The following is a 20,657-nucleotide window of genomic DNA, read 5'->3' as shown; positions in this document are numbered from 1 at the left end:
AATCATTTTTATTAAAATTTAACATTTACACCTAACAAGATTTGTTCTTGTCTTGGATAAATAGTATTGTCTATTCCACCAAATACTTCAGGGTCTAAACCAGAATATTTAGTAAATAGTAAAAAGTCAGGATTTTGAATTCCTGCAGTAATTCTCACTACTGCTTTTCTAGTTTCTGTTTTTTGGAAAGTATATCCTAAAGTAATATTATCCACTCTTAAAAAAGAGGCGTCTTCAATATAATAATCTGAGAAGATTACATTGTTTCCTGCACTTGCAAAATTACTCTCAAAAGTAGCAGAAGGAACGTTTGCTACAGTACTACCAACATCTTGTAAAAAGTTAGTGTAAGCGTTGGCTGAGTTAACGTTATTGTATGCTTTATTCCCAATACTTGCTCTCATGTTGAAAGATAAGTCTAAGTTTTTGTAACTCATGCTTGATTGAAAACCTAATAAAGCTGCTGGGTCTGGGTTTTTGTATATGTATCTGTCGTTTTCATTTACAAGATTATCACCATTGATATCAGCAAAAGCTCCTTCTATAGGTGTTCCATTTGGGTTGTACAGTTGTTTATATACATAATATGAAAACGGAGTCCAACCTTCACTGAAAATTTGAATATTTCCACCAGTTCCTCCACCAATTCCTCCAACTAATAAGTTGTTTCCAGCTGGAAGTTCTTTAATTCTTCTTTCGTAAGTAGACGCGTTGAAGTTTACATTCCATTTGAAATTCCCTTCTCTTAAGATATCTGCATTAATATTAAACTCGATTCCTTTTGTTGTAAAACTTCCAGAATTTTGTGCACCTTTATTAGAAAAGTTAGAACCATCTGCAAAAGGAGCATCATTATATAATAAGTCCTCAGATAATTTATAAAATACATCTACGCTACCAGTAATTCTATCATTCCATAAACCATAGTCTAAACCTGCGTTATAGTTTGTGGTTTCTTCCCATTTTAATTGGCTGTTAAATGCTAATGGTAAACCTAAAATGATTGGTGTATTTCCAAATACATATTGAGAATCTGGGTTACCTGTTTGGTATCTTGGAATAAAGAAATCGTTTTGCCCTAAATCTTGCTGCCCAGTAATACCCCAACCTGCACGTAATTTTAAGTCGGAAATTACTTTGCTTTCAGTAAATAAATCTTTGTTTACTTTCCAAGCAATGGATGCTCCAGGGAAGTTACCATATTTTTCATTAGAAGGGAATCTAGATGATCCGTCTCTTCTGTATGATAGAGATAGTATATATTTGTCGTTTAATGTAAAGTTTGTTCTTCCGAAGAATCCTAACAGTACTAAATCTGGTGCGGTGAATGTATCTTCGTTTCTATTTGGATCAACTACGTTACCTGAAGAATATCTTACTTGTTCAAATTTTTGATAAGAATAACCTGCTGTTGCATCTAATTCTAAACCTCCAAACTTTTTCGTATAATTTAAATAACCATCAAATAATTTGTTGTTTAATTCTGAAGAATACGTTTCTCTAGATCCTAATTTGTTGTTTTCTATTGTTCCGTCTAAAATACTGAAAGCAACTGATGAGTTTTTTGATGTAGTATTTCTACCAGAACCGCTAGATTTGTCTATTCCAGCATTTACAACTGCTCTCAATTCAGGTAAAAAATGAAATTTGTAATCTAATTGAACATTACCATAAATTCTATTCACATCTGAGATACTGTTGTTAAGTAAGATGTTACCAACTGGGTTTCTTGTTCCTCCCGCAGCTAGTTGATTAGTTGTAGTATTTGATAAGAATTCAGTAAATCCTCCCCAAGCTGTATTTCCACTGTATACTGGTTTGGTTGGATCCATTCTTAATGCGGCTCCAATTGGTGTAGCTGCGAATTTATTTCTTTCATTTGCGTAGTTAGCATTCACGTTAACTTTTAAATGATTTTTGAAGAAACTTGGGCTTAAGGCTAAACTGAAATTAGATCTATTGAATTTATCAGTTAAAACTAAACCTTCTTGATACGTGTTACTTGCAGTTACTCTTGTTGGTATCACGTCAAATAAACTTCCACCAACATTTAATGTATTTACAACATAATCAGTTCTTTTGTAAATCTCATCTTGCCAATCGGTGTTGTACAATAGTCTTCCTTCAATAATACCTGGTGTTGAAGGGTTATCAACTGCGGTAGAATTCGGATCATCAACCCCTAATGCATTCGTTAAATTTGGGAAATATTTTTCAACAGCCGATACAAATTCAGACGCTCCTAAAACATCAATTTTTCTTCTGTTTTGTCCAGAACCATATTGAAAGTTGTATTCTACATTTAGTTTTTTACTTCCTTTTTTTGTAGTAATTAAAATAACACCATTAGAAGCACGAGAACCATAAATAGCTGTAGAAGCAGCGTCTTTTAAAACGGTTATAGATTCAATAGTTGATGGGTCAATAGAAGCTAAAAAGTTTCTAGAACCCGATGGCGTTCCTTGGTTAGAGTTTTGTAATGGTAATCCGTCTACCACAATTAATGGCTCATTGTTAGCCGTTAAAGAAGCTCCACCTCTAATTCTAATTGCAGAACCAGAACCTGGACCACCACCAGTTGTGATTTGAACACCGGCAACTCTACCGTTTAAAAGATTTTCTACCGTTGGTGTAGCACCTTTATTAAAATCTTTGCTACCAATTTGTGTTACAGCACCTGTAGCGTCTTTTTTCTTAACTTTACCATATCCTACTACAACAACTTCTTCAATTCCTTGTCCTTCTTGTTCTAGAGCAATTGAAATGCTTTGTTGGTTAGTATATGTAACAAGTTTTGTTTTATAACCTAAAAAAGCAAATGATACTACATCACCATTTTTTACGTTTTTTAAAGTAAATGCACCTTGTTCATCTGTAATAGTGCCTGTTGAAGTTCCTGAGATTGAAACCGTAACTCCAGGCATTACTTGATTATTTAATGCATCTGTTACTTTACCAGTTAATGTGTTTTGTGCTAAAACACTTAAAGGTAATACGAGCATAAAAAAGAGTAATTTTTTTAGCATTGTTTTCATACAAATTATTTAAATTAATAATAGTTTTAGTTGCTTATATATTCACTTCAAAAGTTAAATTTATGTAAAAAAATGATTATTCAAACTTAAACAAATTATAAATCGCAACGAAAACGTTTTCGTGTTGAAAACTTTGTATTATTTTGAATATAAAGTGGTTAAAATTAGTGACTGTGTAATTATTTTTTTAAGTTTTTGAGATAATCATTAAAAGGAATTTATATGCATTTTAAAAAAATAATGTACCTTGTAAACCTGTATTAAATTTAAAAAAAATCACAACCATAAAATGAGAAGAAAAGTTACGCTAAAACAAATTGCTAAAGAACTAGACATTTCTATTTCAACGGTTTCAAAATCATTACGTGATAGCCATGAAATTAGTGAGGAAACTAGAGCTAAAGTTCAAGCATTTGCAAAATTATATAACTATAAGCCAAATAATATTGCTTTAAGTTTAAAAAACAAAAAAACCAAAACTATTGGTATCATAATTCCAGAAATTGTACATCATTTTTTCGCCACGGTTATTAGTGGAATTGAACATGTAGCGAATGAATATGGTTATAATGTTATAGTTACGCTTTCAGATGAATCTTTTGATAAAGAGGTAATTAACTTAGAAATGCTTGCCAGCGGAAGTACAGATGGTTTTATTATGTCACTCTCCAAAGAAACCCAATTAAAAAAAGATTTTCACCATTTAGAAGAAGTCATCAATCAAGGCATGCCAATTGTTTTGTTTGATAGAATTACTAATGATGTATTTTGTGATAAAGTAATTATAGACGATCAATTAGCAGCTTATAATGCTACGGAATTTTTTATCACAAATAATTATAAAAATATTGCCTTACTTACAACAGTTGATTATGTAAGTGTGGGAAAACTTCGTACAGAAGGATACTTAAAAGCCTTAGCAAATTACAACGTTAGTCCACAAGAAAATTTAATTATTAAGATTGAAGATATCGACCATTGTCAAGATCAAATTGTCGATTTGATTTCTAATAACGATATTGATGCTGTTTTTGCTGTGAATGAATTGTTTGCCGTTACCGCTATAAAAGCAATTAATAAAGTCGGGAAAAATGTACCAAATGACATTGCTGTTATCGGTTTTACAGATGGTATCATATCACAATTTTCTACACCAACCATAACTACTGTAAGTCAGAATGGAATTAAAATGGGTGAAAAAGCTGCCAAAATGCTTATCGAAAGATTAGAAAAAGAAGAAGAAGACGAACAATACACTACAGAAATTATAGAAACTGACTTGATTTTTAGACAATCTACGAAAACGTAATAGTTTTTTTAAAACACTAAAAATCAACACATTGAATTAAGTAAAAAAGGTTATTTGGTGTGTTTTTTAAAAATTATTTTTAGATAATTCAAAATAATTTACTTTAATTTGTGTCAATCAAAGCTTATATTTCACTTCAAAAATTAAGTATAGTTTTGATAAGCATGTAAAAAACGCTTATCGTAGTATTAACAACTAATTACGATAAATGGAAAAGCGTAAGTTAAGTTTCTGGGAAATTTGGAACATGAGTTTCGGTTTCTTAGGGATACAGTTTGGTTTTGCCTTACAAGGCGGCTTTATGTCCAGAATTTTTCAAACTCTTGGAGCAGCCGTAGATGACATTCCCGGATTATGGATTGCCGCACCTTTAACTGGTTTATTGGTGCAACCTATTGTAGGATATTTGTCCGACAACACATGGAGTCCTAAATACGGAAGGAGAAAACCATTCTTTCTTATCGGAGCAATTATAGCTTCAATTACCCTATTTTTTATGCCTCATTCTCCTGCGCTTTGGATTGCAGCAGGTTTGTTATGGGTGTTAGATTCATCAATCAATATAAGTATGGAGCCTTTCCGTGCTTTAGTTGCAGATAAATTACCAGAAACACAACGCTCAAATGGTTTTATCATCCAAACACTAATTATTGGTATAGGAACATGGATTGCAAGTAACTTACCTTGGTTGGTAAATAAATTAGGGATTTCTAATGAAGCTAACGCCGGAATTATTCCCGATTCTGTTATTGTAGCTTTTTCTATCGGAGCTTTCGTGTTCTTAACTAGTATTCTCTTTACCATTTTTACTACTAAAGAAACACCTCCTGAAAATTTAGAACAGTTTCTTCAAGAAAAGAAAGCCTCTCGTTTTATTCCAGATTTACTACTTAGTCTGAAAGAAATGCCTTCTACTATGAAAAAACTAGGATTAATTCAGTTTTTCAGTTGGTTTGCCTTTTTTACAATGTGGAGCTTATCGATGCCAGCTCTAACAGAACATGTGTTTCATTCTCCAAAACCAGATGTTAAGTTGTATGCTAAACTCAATGCTGCAGAAGAACCGTTAGTAAACGCTAAAAAGGAAATAATATATCTGAATGCAGAAAAAGAAAAGGAATACAAAGCAAAAGATAAAGTTTACAATAATGCGGCCGATTTAGTCGGATCTGCAACTGGAATTTATGGTTTATCTTCTATGGCTTTTGCTTTATTATTAACGTTTTATACCATGAAAAATAAAATCAATAGAAAATTCATCCACATGGCTTCTTTAGTTCTTGGTGGTTTAGGATTTATCTATATGTTTTATGCCACTCCTGAAACTTTATTATATGCTTTCATACTTATTGGTTTTTCTTGGGGAAGTATTCTCTCTATGCCATATGCCATGTTATCTAGTTCTGTTAATCCGAATAAGATGGGTATGATGATGGGATTGTTCAATATGTTTATTGTAATTCCACAAATTATTGCGGCTTTAGGAGGAATTAATTTTCTGTATAAACTTATTGGAGAAGCACATATCAATGCCATGCTGTTAGCTGGAATTTCACTAATTATTGCAGGTTTATGTAATTTGTTTATTACAGACAAAAATGCAATTTCAGGTTAAAAATAAAAAAATGAATAAAAAAGCATTTATATTCGACCTTGATGGCGTAATTGTCGACACAGCCAAATTTCATTTTTTGGCATGGAAAAAATTAGCCGATAGTCTGAATATCAATTTTACGCACGAAATTAATGAACAACTTAAAGGCGTAAGCCGAGTTCGTTCGTTAGAAATTATTTTAGCAGAAGGAAATGTGCAAGCAACTCCAGAAGATAAAAACAAGTGGTTAATCCAAAAAAACGAAGACTATTTGGCGTTTGTACATCAAATGGATGCTTCAGAAATTTTACCTCGTGTAGAAGAAGTACTTCAGTTTTTAAAAATTAATAATCAATTTGTAGTATTGGGTTCGGCAAGTAAAAATGCCCGTCCAATTTTAGAGAAAGTAAACATTTTGCATTATTTTGATGCAATTGTAGATGGAAATGATGTAACCAATGCCAAACCAGATCCAGAAGTTTTTCTGCAAGGCGCCAATAAAGTTAGTGTAGCTTACGAAAATTCAATCGTTTTTGAAGATTCTGTTGCAGGTATTCAAGCAGCAAATACAGCTGGAATGACAAGTATTGGCATTGGTGAGAAAGAAGTATTACACGAATCGGATTTTTGTTTCAGAGATTTTACGGAAATGAATAACGATTTTATAATGCAATTAATTAATAAATAATAATGTGCCAATTTAATCAATATACACTTTGCCAATTGGCTTGTTGAAAATTGAAAATTGTCTAATTGAATCGAAATGAATCAGGATTATATCGTACCAAATAATTGGTCAATCATAGAAGAAGGTTTTGAAGCGGACAGAGTAAAGTCTTCCGAAAGTTTATTTAGTATAGGTAATGGCGCTATGGGGCAACGTGCCAATTTTGAAGAGCAGTACTCAGGTGCTACTTTTCAAGGTAGTTACATTGCTGGCGTGTATTATCCAGATAAAACCAAAGTAGGCTGGTGGAAAAACGGATATCCAGAATATTTTGCAAAAGTACTTAATGCACCAAACTGGATTGGAATTCATGTAGAGATAAATGGTGAAAGTTTAGATTTGGCAAAATGCAAAGCTATAACCAACTTTCGTCGTGAATTAAACATGCAAGAAGGTTGGTACCAACGTTCTTTTGAAGCGACTTTACAAAATGAAGTAGAAATTGCTGTGCATGTTACTCGTTTTTTATCTTTAGACTTAGACGAATTAGGGGCAATTAAATATGAAGTAACTCCAATTAATTCCGATGCAAAAGTAGTATTCAAACCGTATGTAGATGCCGGAATTGAAAACGAAGACACCAATTGGGAAGAAAAATTCTGGGAAACACTTGAAATTAAAAATGAAGAAAATAGTGCATTTGTAGTAGCACGTACTTTAAAAACAAAGTTCACCGTTGCTACTTTTATGCAAAATCAAATAATAGTAAACAACGAAATTGCCGATGTAAAACCTGTTGAGGTTACAAAGGAGCCTTCTAAAATTACGTTTTCTTACGAAGTTGCCGCTACTCAAGGACAAACCGTAAGTATTCAGAAGTTTGGAGGCTACACGATTTCAACCAATCATAAAGAAGAATACCTTATTTCCGCTGCCAAACAAGTTTTAGCTCAGGCAACCACTCTTGGTTTCAATGCGTTATTAGACAATCAAAAATTAGCTTGGGCTAAAATTTGGGAAATGAGTGACATCACCATAGAAGGCGATACCAAAGCACAACAAGGTATTCGTTTCAATATTTTCCAATTGAATCAAACCTATTTAGGGAAAGATTCTCGTTTGAATATCGGTCCAAAAGGATTTACAGGAGAAAAATACGGCGGTTCTACCTATTGGGATACCGAAGCATATTGTATTCCATTCTACATGGCTACCAAAGATCAAAATGTAGCCAGAAGTTTGTTAGAATATCGCTACAACCAATTGGATAAAGCCATAGAAAATGCTGAAAGAAATTTAGGTTTCAAAAACGGTGCAGCTTTGTATCCAATGGTAACGATGAATGGCGAAGAATGTCACAACGAATGGGAAATTACATTTGAAGAAATTCACCGAAACGGAGCCATCGCTTTTGCCATTTATAATTACCACAGATTTACTGGCGATTACAGCTATATTCCAGAAAAAGGCTTAGAAGTTTTAATCGGAATTGCTCGTTTTTGGCACCAAAGAGCAACGTTTTCTTCAAGCAAAAATCAGTTTGTAATTTTAGGCGTAACTGGTCCGAATGAATATGAAAATAATGTGAATAACAACTGGTATACCAATTATATCGCTAAATGGTGTATCAATTATGCATGTGCTCAAATTGAAAAAGTAAAATCGGAATATGCTGCTGATTACGAAAGAATTATGAGCAAAGTAAATTTAAATGATGCTGAATTACAATCGTGGAAGAATACGGCCGATAACATGTATTTTCCTTTTTCGGAAGAATACGGTGTGTTTTTACAACAAGATGGTTTCTTAGACAAAGAATTAGTAAAAGTATCCGATTTAGATCCATCGCAACGACCAATCAATCAGAAATGGAGTTGGGATCGAATTTTACGTTCGCCATACATCAAACAAGCCGATACCTTACAAGGTTTTTATTTCTTTGAAGAGGATTTTACCAAAGAAGCTCTTGAAAGACATTTCGATTTTTACGAACCATTTACCGTTCACGAAAGTTCGCTTTCGCCTTGTGTGCACTCCATTCAGGCTGCCGCTTTAGGTAGAATGGAACAAGCCTACACGTTTTATTTAAGAACATCTCGTTTAGATTTAGACGATTACAACAAAGAAGTACACGAAGGTTTACACATCACTTCCATGGCCGGAACTTGGATGAGTATTGTAGAAGGTTTCGGAGGCATGCGCGTAAAAAATAACCAATTGCATTTTGAACCAAGAATTCCAGAACAATGGAAAGGTTATTCGTTTAAGGTAAATTTCAGAAATGCGATTGTTAAAGTAGCGGTCAACCACACGGAAACAAAAGTAGAAGTTGAAGGCAATCAGGATGTAGAAATCATCATCAATGGTGCGGCACAGCTTGTAAAAAATTAATATAAATTATAGTCATGCTGAATTTGTTTCAGCACTAAACAACACAATTATGAAAAATGTTTTTTCAGTTTTTCTTGTTCTACTGTCTGTATTAGGCGTTTCAGCACAAGAATTTCAATCGCCTAACGGAGCTTTCAAAATGTCGTTTTCTTTAGGAAATGATGGTACACCTATGTATCAACTTTTTCTAAATAATAAAGAAGTCATTAAAAAAAGTAAACTGGGTTTAGAATTACAAAAAGATAAAAAATCCTTACTTAACGATTTTAAAGTTGTAGATACCAAACAAAGTACGTTTAACGAAACTTGGCAAACCGTTTGGGGTGAAGAAACCAAAATTCAAAATCACTACAATGAATTGATGGTAAAACTAAAACAAAATGAAACGGATAGAGAAATCATCGTTCGTTTTCGTTTGTTTAATGAAGGTTTAGGATTTCGATACGAATTTCCAGAGCAAAAAAACTTAATTTATTTCGTAATTAAAGAAGAAAGAACCGAATTTGCCATGACTGGAAATCACACGGCTTTCTGGATTCCAGGTGATTACGATACGCAAGAATACGATTACACAGAAAGTAAGTTATCTGAAATTAGAAGCTTGTTCAAAAGTGCGGTTTCGGAAAATGCTTCGCAAAAACAATTTTCTGATACTGGCGTGCAAACGTCTTTAATGATGAAATCGGCAGACGGAATCTACATTAATATTCACGAAGCGGCTCTGATTAATTATTCGTGTATGCATTTGAATTTAGACGATAAAAATTTCGTATTTCAATCGCACTTAACGCCAGATGCTAAAGGAAATAAAGGTCACATTCAAGCGCCAAGCGTTTCGCCTTGGAGAACGATTATTGTTAGCAAAGATGCCAGAGAAGTTTTAGCTTCAAGAATGACCTTAAACTTAAACGAGCCTTGTAAAATTGAAAACACCTCTTGGATTAAACCCGTAAAATACGTTGGAGTTTGGTGGGAAATGATTACTGGCAAAAGCTCTTGGGCTTACACAGAAGATTTTCCAGCCATTCAATTAGGCGTTACCGATTATTCAAAAGCGAAACAAAGTGCCAAACATGCGGCAAATACCAAACACGTTAAAGAATATATCGATTTTGCAGCTCTTCACGGATTTGATGGGGTTTTAGTGGAAGGTTGGAATGAAGGCTGGGAAGACTGGTTCGGACATGAAAAAGATTATGTATTCGATTTTATTTCTGCGTATCCCGATTTTGATGTGAAAGGGATTCACGAATATGCGAAATCAAAAGGTATTAAAATGATCATGCATCACGAAACTTCTGGTGCAACAAGAAATTACGAGCGTCATTTAGATAAGGCGTTTCAGTTCATGAAAGACAATGGTTATGATGCGGTTAAAACAGGTTATGTAGGTAATATTTTGCCTTTAGGTGAACACCATTACAGCCAATCGATCTTAAATCATTATCAATATGTAACAGAAAAAGCAGCGGAATATAAAATTATGGTAAACGCGCACGAAGCGGTTCGACCAACAGGAATTTGCAGAACGTATCCAAACATGATAGGTAATGAAGCCGCTCGTGGTACAGAATTTCAAGCGTTCGGCGGTTCAAAAGCGAATCATACCACCGTTTTACCTTTCACCAGATTAATGGGTGGACCAATGGATTACACACCAGGAATATTCGAAATGGATATTGCTAAATTAAATCCAGGAAATAATTCACACTGTAATACAACCATTGCGAATCAACTAGGATTGTATGTGGTGATGTATAGTCCGCTTCAAATGGCTGCCGATTTACCAGAAAATTACAACCGCTTTTTAGATGCGTTTCAGTTTATTAAAGATGTTCCTGTAGATTGGAGTACTTCAAAATATTTAGAAGCAGAACCAGGATATTACATCACAACGGCTAGAAAAGATAAAAATTCTAACAATTGGTTCGTTGGAAACGTTAACGGATTAAACAAAAGAACATCTACTATTTCTCTAGACTTTTTAGAAAAAGGGAAAAAATACGAAGCAACTATTTATGCCGATGCCAACGATGCGCATTATAAAACGAATCCGCAAGCGTATAAAATCACAAAGCAAAAAGTAACAAGTAAAACAAAACTACAATTAACAACTGCCGCTGGTGGTGGTTACGGAATTAGTATTGTTGAGGTGAAATAATAAATGCTAAACCCTGTCAGTGTTTTACACACGGATAGGGTTTTTTTAATGTAACATAAAATGAAAAAAATAATTTACTTAGTTCTACTTTTACTTGTCAATTTTTCTTTTGCCCAAATCGATAGAGTAGAACCACCTTTTTGGTACGAAGGCATGAATCACAATCAAGTTCAGATTTTGTTTTATGGTAAAAATATCGCTCAAAATACGGTTTCTGTTTCTAATAATGTAGTGATTACTCAGGTGCAAAAAACAGAAAATCCCAATTACGTTTTCGTAACGATTGATACAAAAAATGTTGCTGCTCAGGAGTTAATTTTTACCTTCAAAAACGGAAAAAAAGCCTTCACTCAAAACTATTCGATAAAAAAACGTAAAGAAAATTCTCGTAATCGCAAAAGTTTTGACAGTTCAGACATGATGTATTTAATCATGCCAGATCGTTTTGCCAATGGAAACGAAAAAAACGACTCTACGCCAGAGTTACAAGAAAAAGGCAATAGAAATTTACCTGGTGGTCGTCATGGTGGCGACATTCAAGGAATCATCAATAATTTAGAGTATTTGCAGTCGTTAGGTGCTACGGCACTTTGGAGTACACCTTTATGTGAAGACAACGACAAAGGCTATTCGTATCATGGTTACGGACAATCAGATGTGTATAAAATTGATGCCCGTTACGGAACAAATGAAGACTATGTTCGTCTTTCTGCCGAAATGAAAAAGAAAAATTTGAAGTTAGTTATGGACTATGTAACCAATCATTGGGGCGCCGAACACTGGATGTTCAAAGATATGCCAACTTATGATTGGTTCCATCAGTTCCCAGGTTACAAACAAAGTAATTACAGAATGACTACACAATACGATACTAACGCGTCTGCAATCGATTCAAAACTTTGTATGGATGGTTGGTTTGTGCCTAGTATGCCCGATTTAAATCAGTCGAATCCTTTGGTGTTGAAGTATCTGACTCAAAATGCCATTTGGTGGATTGAATATGCCGATTTAGATGGTTTCCGTGTAGATACCTATTCGTACAACGACAAAGAAGGAATTTCAAAATGGACAAAAGCAATTACAGACGAATATCCGTATTTTAATATTGTTGGAGAAGTTTGGATGCACGATCAAGCGCAAATTTCGTATTGGCAAAAAGACAGTCCGATTGCAAAAATTCAGAGCTATAATTCGTATTTACCAAGTGTGATGGATTTTACCTTACACGATGTATATGGCAATGTTTTTAATGAAGACAATCCAAGTTGGAACGACGGAATGATCAAGTTTTACGAGAATTTTGTAAACGATTTTTTATACGATAATCCCAACAATCTCTTAATTTTTGCTGAAAATCACGATACTGGTCGATTCAATCAGAATTATAAAAACGACATTAGTAAGTATAAAATGGCCATGACAATTTTAGCTACGATGCGAGGCATTCCTCAATTGTATTACGGTTCAGAAATTGGAATGGCAGGCGATAAAGGAAAAGGTGATGCCGATATCAGACAAGATTTTCCTGGTGGATGGAATTCAGATAAAAACAACGCTTTTTCAGCTTCAGGTAGAACCGAAGAACAAGCTAAATATTTCGATTTCACGGCAAAAGTTTTCAATTGGAGAAAATCGAAATCTGTAATTCACAATGGAAAATTAATGCATTATCTTCCAGACAATAATGTGTATGTATATTTTCGTTATAACGATACCGAAAGTGTAATGGTTGTGGTGAATAACAGTAAAGACAAACAAACTTTAAAATTAGACCGTTTTCAAGAACGTTTAGGTTCGTATACAAACGGAAAAGATGTGATTTCAGAAAAGAATTTCGAGTTGAAATCGGAACTTTCTATTGATGGTAAATCAAGTATAATTTTAGAATTAAAGTAAGTACATGAAATTTTGGTGTTTCATATTGTTGAGTTGTATGGGTTTTTCTCAAGAAAATATACAAATGATAGATTTGAAAAATTCTGATGATTTTATAGGACAAATCAAACGTATTGAAAGCTTTCCTTCTCAACACATAGAGGCCAGAACAGTTGATGTTTGGTTACCTACAAATTATACAACAACCAAAAAATATCAAGTATTGTACATGCACGATGGGCAAATGCTTTTTGATGCAAAAACCACATGGAACAAACAAGAATGGGGTGTCGATGAAAAAATCGATTCCTTAGTTCAAAAGAAAGCAATGAAAGAAGTAATTGTGGTCGCAATTTGGAACATTCCAACACAAAGACATTTGAATTATTTCCCACAAAAAGCCTTAGATTTTCTTTCGGATTCAGATAAAAAAACAGTACTCGAAGAAGCTAAAAAGAACACTATAGATTATACACAAATTTCTTCTGATAACTATTTGAAATTTATAGTAACTGAGTTAAAGCCTTTTGTGGATAGTCATTTTTCTGTGTACACAGATTACAAAAATACCGCTATTATGGGTTCGAGTATGGGCGGATTAATTTCTATGTATGCACTTTGTGAATATCCAACTGTTTTTGGAAAAGCGGCCTGTTTGTCAACGCATTGGATTGGCTTAAAAAACATGGAAAACAATCCTATTCCAAATGCTTTTTTCGCTTATTTGCAACAAAAATTACCCAGTCCAAAAACCCATAAAATTTATTTTGATTTCGGAACGGCTACTTTAGATGCAGCTTATGTTCGATATGAAAATGAGGTCAATGTAATTTTAAAAGCAAAAGGTTTTGACGCTTCTAATTCGAAAAATTTGAAATTTGAGAACGCAGATCATACCGAAAATTCTTGGAACAAACGTTTAGAAATACCTTTACAATTTTTATTTAAATAATTTATGAAAAAATTCGCAATTTTGGCTTTAGTAGCCTTAACTTTTATAAACTGTAAAACTTCTCAAACACAACCCGTATTTCTACCGCCAGAAGGTCATTATTTAGACGAAAGTAGTTTTGAAAATTCGGTTATTTACGAAGTGAACATTCGTCAATATTCGCCAGAAGGTTCATTTAATGCGTTTACTAAAGACATTCCAAATTTGAAACAATTGGGTGTTAAAATCATTTGGATGATGCCGATTTTTCCTATTTCACAAACCAAAAGAAAAGCAACTGGTGGCGATAATAGCAAATTTGCTTCAGAAATGCCAGTAGCGGAACAACATAAATATTTAGGAAGTTATTATGCGGTTTCGGATTTCAAAAAAGTTAATCCAGAATTTGGTTCGATGGAAGACTTCAGACAATTAGTGAAAACCGCTCACGAAAATGGTATGTATGTGATTTTAGATTGGGTGCCGAATCATACCGGTTGGGATCATGTTTGGATTAAAGAACATCCTGAATATTATACTAAAAATGAAAAAGGGGAAATTATTGATCCTATCAATCCTGAAACTGGAAAATCTTGGGGTTGGACAGACGTAGCCGATTTAAATTACGACAATCAAAATCTAAGAAAAGAAATGACTGCCGATATGAAATATTGGATTCAGAAAGAAGGTATTGATGGTTTTCGTTGTGATGTTGCCGGAAATGTTCCCACCGATTTTTGGCAAAAAGCAATTCCAGAGTTGCGTGCTGTGAAAAATATTTTTATGTTAGCAGAAGCTTGGGAACCGGAATTATTGAAAAGTAATTTATTTGATATGGCTTATGCTTGGGACGGGCATCATACTAGTAATAAAATCGCACAAGGCAAAGAAAATGTTTCGGCTTGGGATAAATATATGGTAGAAAAAAATAAGAAATACGAAGCCAACGATATATTGATGAATTTCGTAGACAATCACGATGAAAATTCTTGGAACGGAACGATTCAAAGTCGATTGGGAAAAGCGGAAGAAGCTATGACTGCTTTAAGTTATGTTACACCAGGAATGCCTTTAATTTATAGTGGAAACGAATACGGTTTGAAACACAGTTTAAAGTTTTTTGAAAAAGATTCCATTCCGAAAACAAAAGGAAAAGAATGGGAATTGAGAGCAAAATTAGGACAATTAAAAAACGGAAACCTAGCTTTAAATGGAGGTAAAAATCCGGCTTCTTATAAAAGAATTGCCACCAATAATGATACTAAAATTTTAGCTTTTGAACGTGAAAAAGATGGTAAAAAAGTAATTTATATTGCAAATTTATCCGACCAAACGCTTGAAACAAAAATTGATTTGAAAGGTGATTTTACTGATTATATGTCGGGTTACAACATTCAATTTAGAACAGATTCACCAATTGGTTTAAAAGCTTGGCAATATTTAATTTTAACTAATTAATTCTAATGAAAGATTTACCTGCGTTTTTAAAATCGGAAAAATATAAAAAAATTAAATTTAAGTTTTTAAAAACGCAGCATTTACTTATAAAAGCGAAAGTAAATGGAGTTCTTGGAAACTTCATTTTAGATACCGGTGCATCAAATACTTGTGTAGGTTTAGAATGTATAGAAAAATACAATTTAGAAGCAACTTATCATTCTCACACAGCTGCCAGTGCAAGTTCTACTTCTATGTTTACTAAAATTGCTAAAGACAATAGCCTCCAAATTGGTTCTTGGAAGCAGCCATCAGCTACTTTAATACTCTTCGATTTATCTCATGTTAATGAAGCGTTATCGCAACAGAAAATTAAACCTGTAGATGGAATTATTGGTGCAGATGTATTGCTGAGCGGAAAAGCTATTATTGATTATCCAAATCAGTATTTGTATTTGCAGTAGCTGCAAGCAATCTTTGTTTTTTAAACGAATAGTATGCAATAATCGCACTGAATAGCATTAGAATTCCACCTAAAACAAAAGGCGCGCCAGGAAAATGAACGGCTGCATTTTTGTTGGTAAAATTGTAAAACACATTCGACATTAAAGGCGGACCGATAATGGATGTCACACTCATCAAACTGGTTAAGGTTCCTTGTATTTCACCTTGTTCGTTGGCAGGCACATTTTCTGTAATAACTGATTGTAAAGCCGGACCCGAAATTCCTCCTAAACAATACGGAATTAGAAAGGTAAACATCATCCAACTTTCTGTAGCGATAGCAAATAAAAACATCCCTAAAGTATATAAAACTAGACCGTAAAGAATACTTTTTTCATTCCCAATTTTCGGATTGATATATCGTATCAAACCACCTTGAACAATTCCGACTAATAAACCAATAATTCCTAACGAAATACCTACCATTTTTTCATCCCATTTGAATTGGTACATGGTAAAATAACTCCAATTGCTATGAACGGCATGCGAGCCTATGTAAACTAAAATAATTGAAATGAACAAACCGAATATTTTTGGGTATTTTTTCAAATTCAAAATTGCACGGATTGGGTTGGTTTTGCTCCAATCTAATTCTCTTCTATTTTCTTTCGGAAGTGATTCTGGCAATACAAAATACCCATATAAGAAGTTAATGAAACACAAAGCTGCTGCTGCGTAAAAAGGCACTCTTGCACCAAATTGTCCTAACAAACCACCAATTACTGGCCCGATTATGAAGCCAATTCCGAAAGCGGCACCAATCATTCCGAAGTTTTTAGCTCGGTTTTCGGGTGTGCTAATATCGGCAATATAGGCTGTAGCTGTGGTGATACTAGCGCCTGTAATTCCAGCAATAATTCTTCCAATAAACAAAAAAGTAATTGTAGGGGCGAAGGCTAAAAACAAATAATCTAATGAAAATCCTAAAAGCGAAAATAAAATAATTGGTCGACGCCCATATTTATCACTTAAATTTCCAATTAGTGGCGACAATAAAAACTGTGTAAAAGCATAAGCAAATAACAACCAACCTCCAATTTTTGAGGCGTCACTCAAATCACCCTGAATTAATTCTTGAATCAATTTCGGAATTACTGGTATGATAATTCCCCAACCTGTAATGTCTATTACCAAGGTTAAAAATATAAATCCGATCGCTGCTTTTTTCTCTTTTTTCTCCATAAAACAAAGTAACAAAAAAAATCCCAAACTCTATTGAATTTGGGATTTACATAAATCTTGATTTTTTTGAAATTATTTTTGAAAATAAACTAAAGCCGCATCTAAAAGTTGTTTTTTCATTGCAACAACACTTTCTATTCCTTTAACATCATACTTTATTCCATTAATTTCAAGACAATAATTATTTCTTGAACTAAGAATTTTACAGATGATCTTTTTGTTATTGTCATCGACTAAAATATTGAAACTATTTTTTTGATCTCTATAAGAAATTCTATCCGCATCAATTTCTTTTCTATGAATTAGAATGGTTTTAATTGTGTGATATATTTTTAATTCTTCTGCTGTGGTTATAATTAAGCTCCCGTTTTTAGATTCCTCTTCAATTACTTTTTTTAGTGCTTTTTGTATGGATGAAGAATTAATTTGTTCTCGAATTTTTAATTTTATTGGGTCGGTCATTCTTTTTCCGTTCATTCTATTGAAAATGGATTTGATGAAATCATCAGAAGGATCGTATAATTCATTGGCAAAAGCGGCTGAAAAACCTTGTAAGAAATAGAAATCAGTAGCTTCTTCTAACAATTCTTTTATATCAATATTGTTTTTGTGTAACTTGGATAAGTTGTCTATTAAAGTGTCATTTATTTCATTAAAATTGAAAAATAAAAAAGGAGTTACATTCAAACTCGTTTCTTTATTTGCTTCATTTGCACTATAAACTCTCCATTCTAACCCGTTTGTTAATATTCCTATTTTACAGCTTGGAGTGTTAATAAAATAGCCGTTCAACTGCCAGGCTTCTTTATCTGTCAATGTTTTACCGTACTTTTTACATTCAACAATAATTTCTGGATTTTTACTTTTTACCAATAGACCAATATCAGCTTTGTCATTTTTTTGTCCCCAACCAGCATTAATTTCCGTTAGCATATCGTCCATTCGACTGTAACCTAAAACTTCAATTATTGGTTCGATAAGATATTGTCTCGTTTGAGCTTCATTGGTGCATTTTTCTTCAAGTTTACTAAAATCAATTTTAGCAAGTGATTTTTTAATAACGTTTGCTATTTGTTTATTTATAGGCATATTTGAAATTGATTAAATTGAATTTATGCTAAAGATAGAAAATTCTTTCAATTTTAGTTTTAAGAAATAAGAATAAAAACTTAACACAATAAAAAAATCCCAAACTCTTTTGAATTTGGGATTTTTTGTTCAACTAAATTTACTATTCCTAAAAAAGGATTTTTGAATTATTGTTTTATAATTTTCAATGTTTTTATTTTATTATCTGATGTAACTTTTACTACATAAGTTCCACTTGATAAACTCGTTACATCAATAGATGTTTCGTTTTTGTTTACTGGTATTGAAATTAATTCTTGCCCTAATAAATTAGAAATAGTAATACTAGTAATTTCTTTATCAAATGAAAAGTTTAATGTATTTGTAACAGGATTTGGGTATATTTTTAATTCGGTTACTTCAAAATCTTCACTAGATAAATTAGTTGTTGGGCAGTTAATTGGTGTCGGAACACTACGTTGTGTGTAAGTTCCGTCACCAAGTTGACCAGAATTATTACGTCCCCAAACGTACATTGTGCCATCGTTTTTAATAGCTGAAGTGGATGAAACTCCCGCATCAATGGTTAACCAATCCGTAGCTGATCCTATTTGTACAGGAGTAGCGGCGCTAACTGTATTCCCATTACCCAATTGTGAATAAGCGTTCAAACCCCAAGCCCAAATACTGCCGTTATTTTTTTTGGCCACTGCATGAGCACCACCTGCACCGATTTGTTGCCAATCCGTAGCAGTTCCAATTTGTATAGGTGTTGTTCTATTTGTGATAGTTCCGTCTCCTAACTGGCTGTATTGGTTGTCACCCCAAGCCCAAAGCGTTCCGTTCGTTTTAATGGCATATGAAGTCCCATTCCCAGCACATACTTTAGACCAATTGGTAGCAGTACCAATTTGAACTGGCGCATTACTATTATTTAAATTACCAGTCCCTAATTGTCCTTTATTATTGTATCCCCAAGCCCAAAGCGTTCCGTTTGATTTTATTCCTAAACTATAGTCATAACCAGCAGAGATATAAATCCAAGTGTCAGTCCCAGCTTGTGTTGGTTCGAAGTAATTAATTCCAGACGAAACCCCGAGTTGTCCATATCCATTCGAGCCCCAAGCCCAAAGTGTTCCATTGGTTTTTATAGCCATGGTATGACCTGTACCCGCTGAGACCGATTGCCAATTATTCTCTGTTCCGATGCGGATAGGAGATAAAACAGCACTTCCTGAAGTTGAATTAATATTTCCAATATTTTGTCCCCAAGCCCAAAGAGAGCCATCATTTTTAATAGCCATACCTGTAAAAGCGGTTTCAGAAACACTTTGCCAAACATTTTCATTCCCAATTTGTACAGGATAATTTCGGCTTGTGTTGGTACCATCTCCTATAGAACCGTTTACATTGGAACCCCAAGCCCATAATGTGCCATCCGATTTAATAGCTGTAGCTCCCAAAGCAGCAGAACTTAGTTGAGCAAAACAGGTTTGAGTTGCAGTTACAAAAAAGCCTCCAGAAACCCAATCGGATTGTGTTTGTCCACAATTCGATTTTACCCAAAAATAGTAAGTAGTATTTGGTGACAAATTATTTAAAACTGCAAAAGTATTTGTGGTAGTTCCAGTAATTGCATTTGCAGAAAAAGGATCGTTGACAGTACTATAAGCATAAATATAACCATTACTTGGTGCAGGATTTGGTGCTACCCATGCAATGTTAACGACTGTTGCAGACTCAGGATCCGTAAATAACTGTGTTGGAACATTGCAAACTGTTGTTGAGTATGTAGTAAATGAAGGACCAGCAATCCAGTTGGATTGTGTTTGTCCACAATTCGATTTTACCCAAAAGTAATAAGTAGTATTTGGTGATAAATTATTTAAAACTGCAAAAGTATCTGTGGTAGTTCCAGTAATTGCATTTGCAGAAAACGGATCATTAACAGTGCTGTACGTATAAATATAACCATTACTTGGTGTAGGTGTTGCTTCTACCCATGCAATGTTATTAGATGTCGATGTTAAACCATCATAAAATAATTGTGTTGGAGCATTGCAAACTGTTGCTGTTGCAGTGGTAAAAGAAGGTCCAGCTACCCAATCGGTTTGTGTTTGTCCACAATTTGATTTTACCCAAAAATAGTAAGTAGTATTTGGTGACAAATTATTTAAAACTGCAAAAGTATTTGTGGTAGTTCCTGTAATTGCGTTTGCAGAAAACGGAGCATTGACAGTACTATAAGCATAAATATAACCATTGCTTGGTGCAGGATTAGGTGCTACCCATGCAATGTTAACCACTGTTGCAGATTCAGGATCTGTAAATAACTGTGTTGGAACATTACAAACTGTTGCTGAGTATGTAGTAAAAGAAGGACCAGCAATCCAGTTGGATTGTGTTTGTCCACAATTCGATTTTACCCAAAAGTAATAAGTAGTATTTGGTGATAAATTATTTAAAACTGCAAAAGTATCTGTGGTAGTTCCAGTAATTGCAT

Annotated in this window: 13 protein-coding genes; 9 read left to right on the top strand and 4 right to left on the bottom strand. The window is 33.7% G+C overall.

The genetic code is table 11. The features are described 5' to 3' along the window. Positions 1-11: 11 nt before the first annotated feature. Positions 12-3,035: a SusC/RagA family TonB-linked outer membrane protein gene (locus tag G4D72_RS12595; protein WP_166078084.1), complete on the bottom strand. Its 3,024-nt coding sequence runs from the start codon at positions 3,033-3,035 to the stop codon at positions 12-14. A 289-nt stretch (positions 3,036-3,324) separates the two neighbouring features. Between G4D72_RS12595 and G4D72_RS12590 the strand changes: the two genes are divergently transcribed. From G4D72_RS12590 to G4D72_RS12550, 9 genes are all read left to right on the top strand, one after another. Next, a complete protein-coding gene (locus tag G4D72_RS12590) occupies positions 3,325-4,344 on the top strand; it encodes a LacI family DNA-binding transcriptional regulator (RefSeq protein ID WP_166078083.1) in 1,020 nt (339 codons plus the stop codon). A gap of 208 nt (positions 4,345-4,552) precedes the next feature. Further along, positions 4,553-5,959, top strand: a complete 1,407-nt coding sequence (locus tag G4D72_RS12585) for an MFS transporter (RefSeq protein WP_166078082.1) — start codon at positions 4,553-4,555, stop codon at positions 5,957-5,959. Positions 5,960-5,969: 10 nt separating this feature from the next. Continuing rightward, positions 5,970-6,626, top strand: a complete 657-nt coding sequence (gene pgmB, locus G4D72_RS12580; RefSeq protein ID WP_166078081.1) for a beta-phosphoglucomutase — start codon at positions 5,970-5,972, stop codon at positions 6,624-6,626. A 75-nt stretch (positions 6,627-6,701) separates the two neighbouring features. Then, positions 6,702-8,996, top strand: a complete 2,295-nt coding sequence (locus G4D72_RS12575; protein WP_166078080.1) for a glycoside hydrolase family 65 protein — start codon at positions 6,702-6,704, stop codon at positions 8,994-8,996. A gap of 49 nt (positions 8,997-9,045) precedes the next feature. Next, positions 9,046-11,157: a glycoside hydrolase family 97 protein gene (locus G4D72_RS12570; RefSeq protein WP_166078079.1), complete on the top strand. Its 2,112-nt coding sequence runs from the start codon at positions 9,046-9,048 to the stop codon at positions 11,155-11,157. A gap of 60 nt (positions 11,158-11,217) precedes the next feature. Then, complete coding sequence (locus G4D72_RS12565) at positions 11,218-13,053, top strand: glycoside hydrolase family 13 protein (RefSeq protein WP_166078078.1); 1,836 nt, start codon at positions 11,218-11,220, stop codon at positions 13,051-13,053. 64 nt (positions 13,054-13,117) lie between these two features. Beyond that, positions 13,118-13,984, top strand: a complete 867-nt coding sequence (locus G4D72_RS12560) for an alpha/beta hydrolase (RefSeq protein ID WP_235922504.1) — start codon at positions 13,118-13,120, stop codon at positions 13,982-13,984. Between the two features lie 3 nt (positions 13,985-13,987). Next, a complete protein-coding gene (locus G4D72_RS12555) occupies positions 13,988-15,421 on the top strand; it encodes an alpha-amylase family glycosyl hydrolase (protein WP_166078076.1) in 1,434 nt (477 codons plus the stop codon). 5 nt (positions 15,422-15,426) lie between these two features. Continuing rightward, positions 15,427-15,864: a retropepsin-like aspartic protease gene (locus G4D72_RS12550; protein ID WP_166078075.1), complete on the top strand. Its 438-nt coding sequence runs from the start codon at positions 15,427-15,429 to the stop codon at positions 15,862-15,864. Here the strand turns inward: G4D72_RS12550 and G4D72_RS12545 are convergent. From G4D72_RS12545 to G4D72_RS12535, 3 genes are all read right to left on the bottom strand, one after another. Continuing rightward, on the bottom strand, positions 15,827-17,086 hold the full coding sequence (locus tag G4D72_RS12545; protein ID WP_166078074.1) for a TCR/Tet family MFS transporter: 1,260 nt from the start codon (positions 17,084-17,086) through the stop codon (positions 15,827-15,829). The two genes, G4D72_RS12550 and G4D72_RS12545, sit on opposite strands and share 38 nt — an antisense overlap. Positions 17,087-17,158: 72 nt before the next feature. After that, on the bottom strand, positions 17,159-18,175 hold the full coding sequence (locus tag G4D72_RS12540; protein WP_166078073.1) for a type I restriction enzyme HsdR N-terminal domain-containing protein: 1,017 nt from the start codon (positions 18,173-18,175) through the stop codon (positions 17,159-17,161). A gap of 167 nt (positions 18,176-18,342) precedes the next feature. Then, positions 18,343-20,657 (bottom strand): RCC1 domain-containing protein (locus tag G4D72_RS12535; RefSeq protein ID WP_166078072.1); only part of this gene is annotated, 2,315 nt, incomplete at its 5' end.

The sequence above is a fragment of the Flavobacterium difficile genome (assembly GCF_011392115.1).
GTDB classification, from domain to species: domain Bacteria; phylum Bacteroidota; class Bacteroidia; order Flavobacteriales; family Flavobacteriaceae; genus Flavobacterium; species Flavobacterium difficile.
Note: the sequence above shows the minus strand (reverse complement) of the source record. Positions and strands in the feature narration are given on the sequence as shown.

Excerpts from the sequence above, each read along its gene's own strand:
- G4D72_RS12595 (WP_166078084.1), bottom strand. The coding sequence starts at position 3,035 with ATGAAAACAATGCTAAAAAAATTACTCTTTTTTATGCTCGTATTACCT.
- G4D72_RS12590 (WP_166078083.1), top strand. The coding sequence starts at position 3,325 with ATGAGAAGAAAAGTTACGCTAAAACAAATTGCTAAAGAACTAGACATT.
- G4D72_RS12585 (WP_166078082.1), top strand. The coding sequence starts at position 4,553 with ATGGAAAAGCGTAAGTTAAGTTTCTGGGAAATTTGGAACATGAGTTTC.
- pgmB (WP_166078081.1), top strand. The coding sequence starts at position 5,970 with ATGAATAAAAAAGCATTTATATTCGACCTTGATGGCGTAATTGTCGAC.
- G4D72_RS12575 (WP_166078080.1), top strand. The coding sequence starts at position 6,702 with ATGAATCAGGATTATATCGTACCAAATAATTGGTCAATCATAGAAGAA.
- G4D72_RS12570 (WP_166078079.1), top strand. The coding sequence starts at position 9,046 with ATGAAAAATGTTTTTTCAGTTTTTCTTGTTCTACTGTCTGTATTAGGC.
- G4D72_RS12565 (WP_166078078.1), top strand. The coding sequence starts at position 11,218 with ATGAAAAAAATAATTTACTTAGTTCTACTTTTACTTGTCAATTTTTCT.
- G4D72_RS12560 (WP_235922504.1), top strand. The coding sequence starts at position 13,118 with ATGATAGATTTGAAAAATTCTGATGATTTTATAGGACAAATCAAACGT.
- G4D72_RS12555 (WP_166078076.1), top strand. The coding sequence starts at position 13,988 with ATGAAAAAATTCGCAATTTTGGCTTTAGTAGCCTTAACTTTTATAAAC.
- G4D72_RS12550 (WP_166078075.1), top strand. The coding sequence starts at position 15,427 with ATGAAAGATTTACCTGCGTTTTTAAAATCGGAAAAATATAAAAAAATT.
- G4D72_RS12545 (WP_166078074.1), bottom strand. The coding sequence starts at position 17,086 with ATGGAGAAAAAAGAGAAAAAAGCAGCGATCGGATTTATATTTTTAACC.
- G4D72_RS12540 (WP_166078073.1), bottom strand. The coding sequence starts at position 18,175 with ATGCCTATAAATAAACAAATAGCAAACGTTATTAAAAAATCACTTGCT.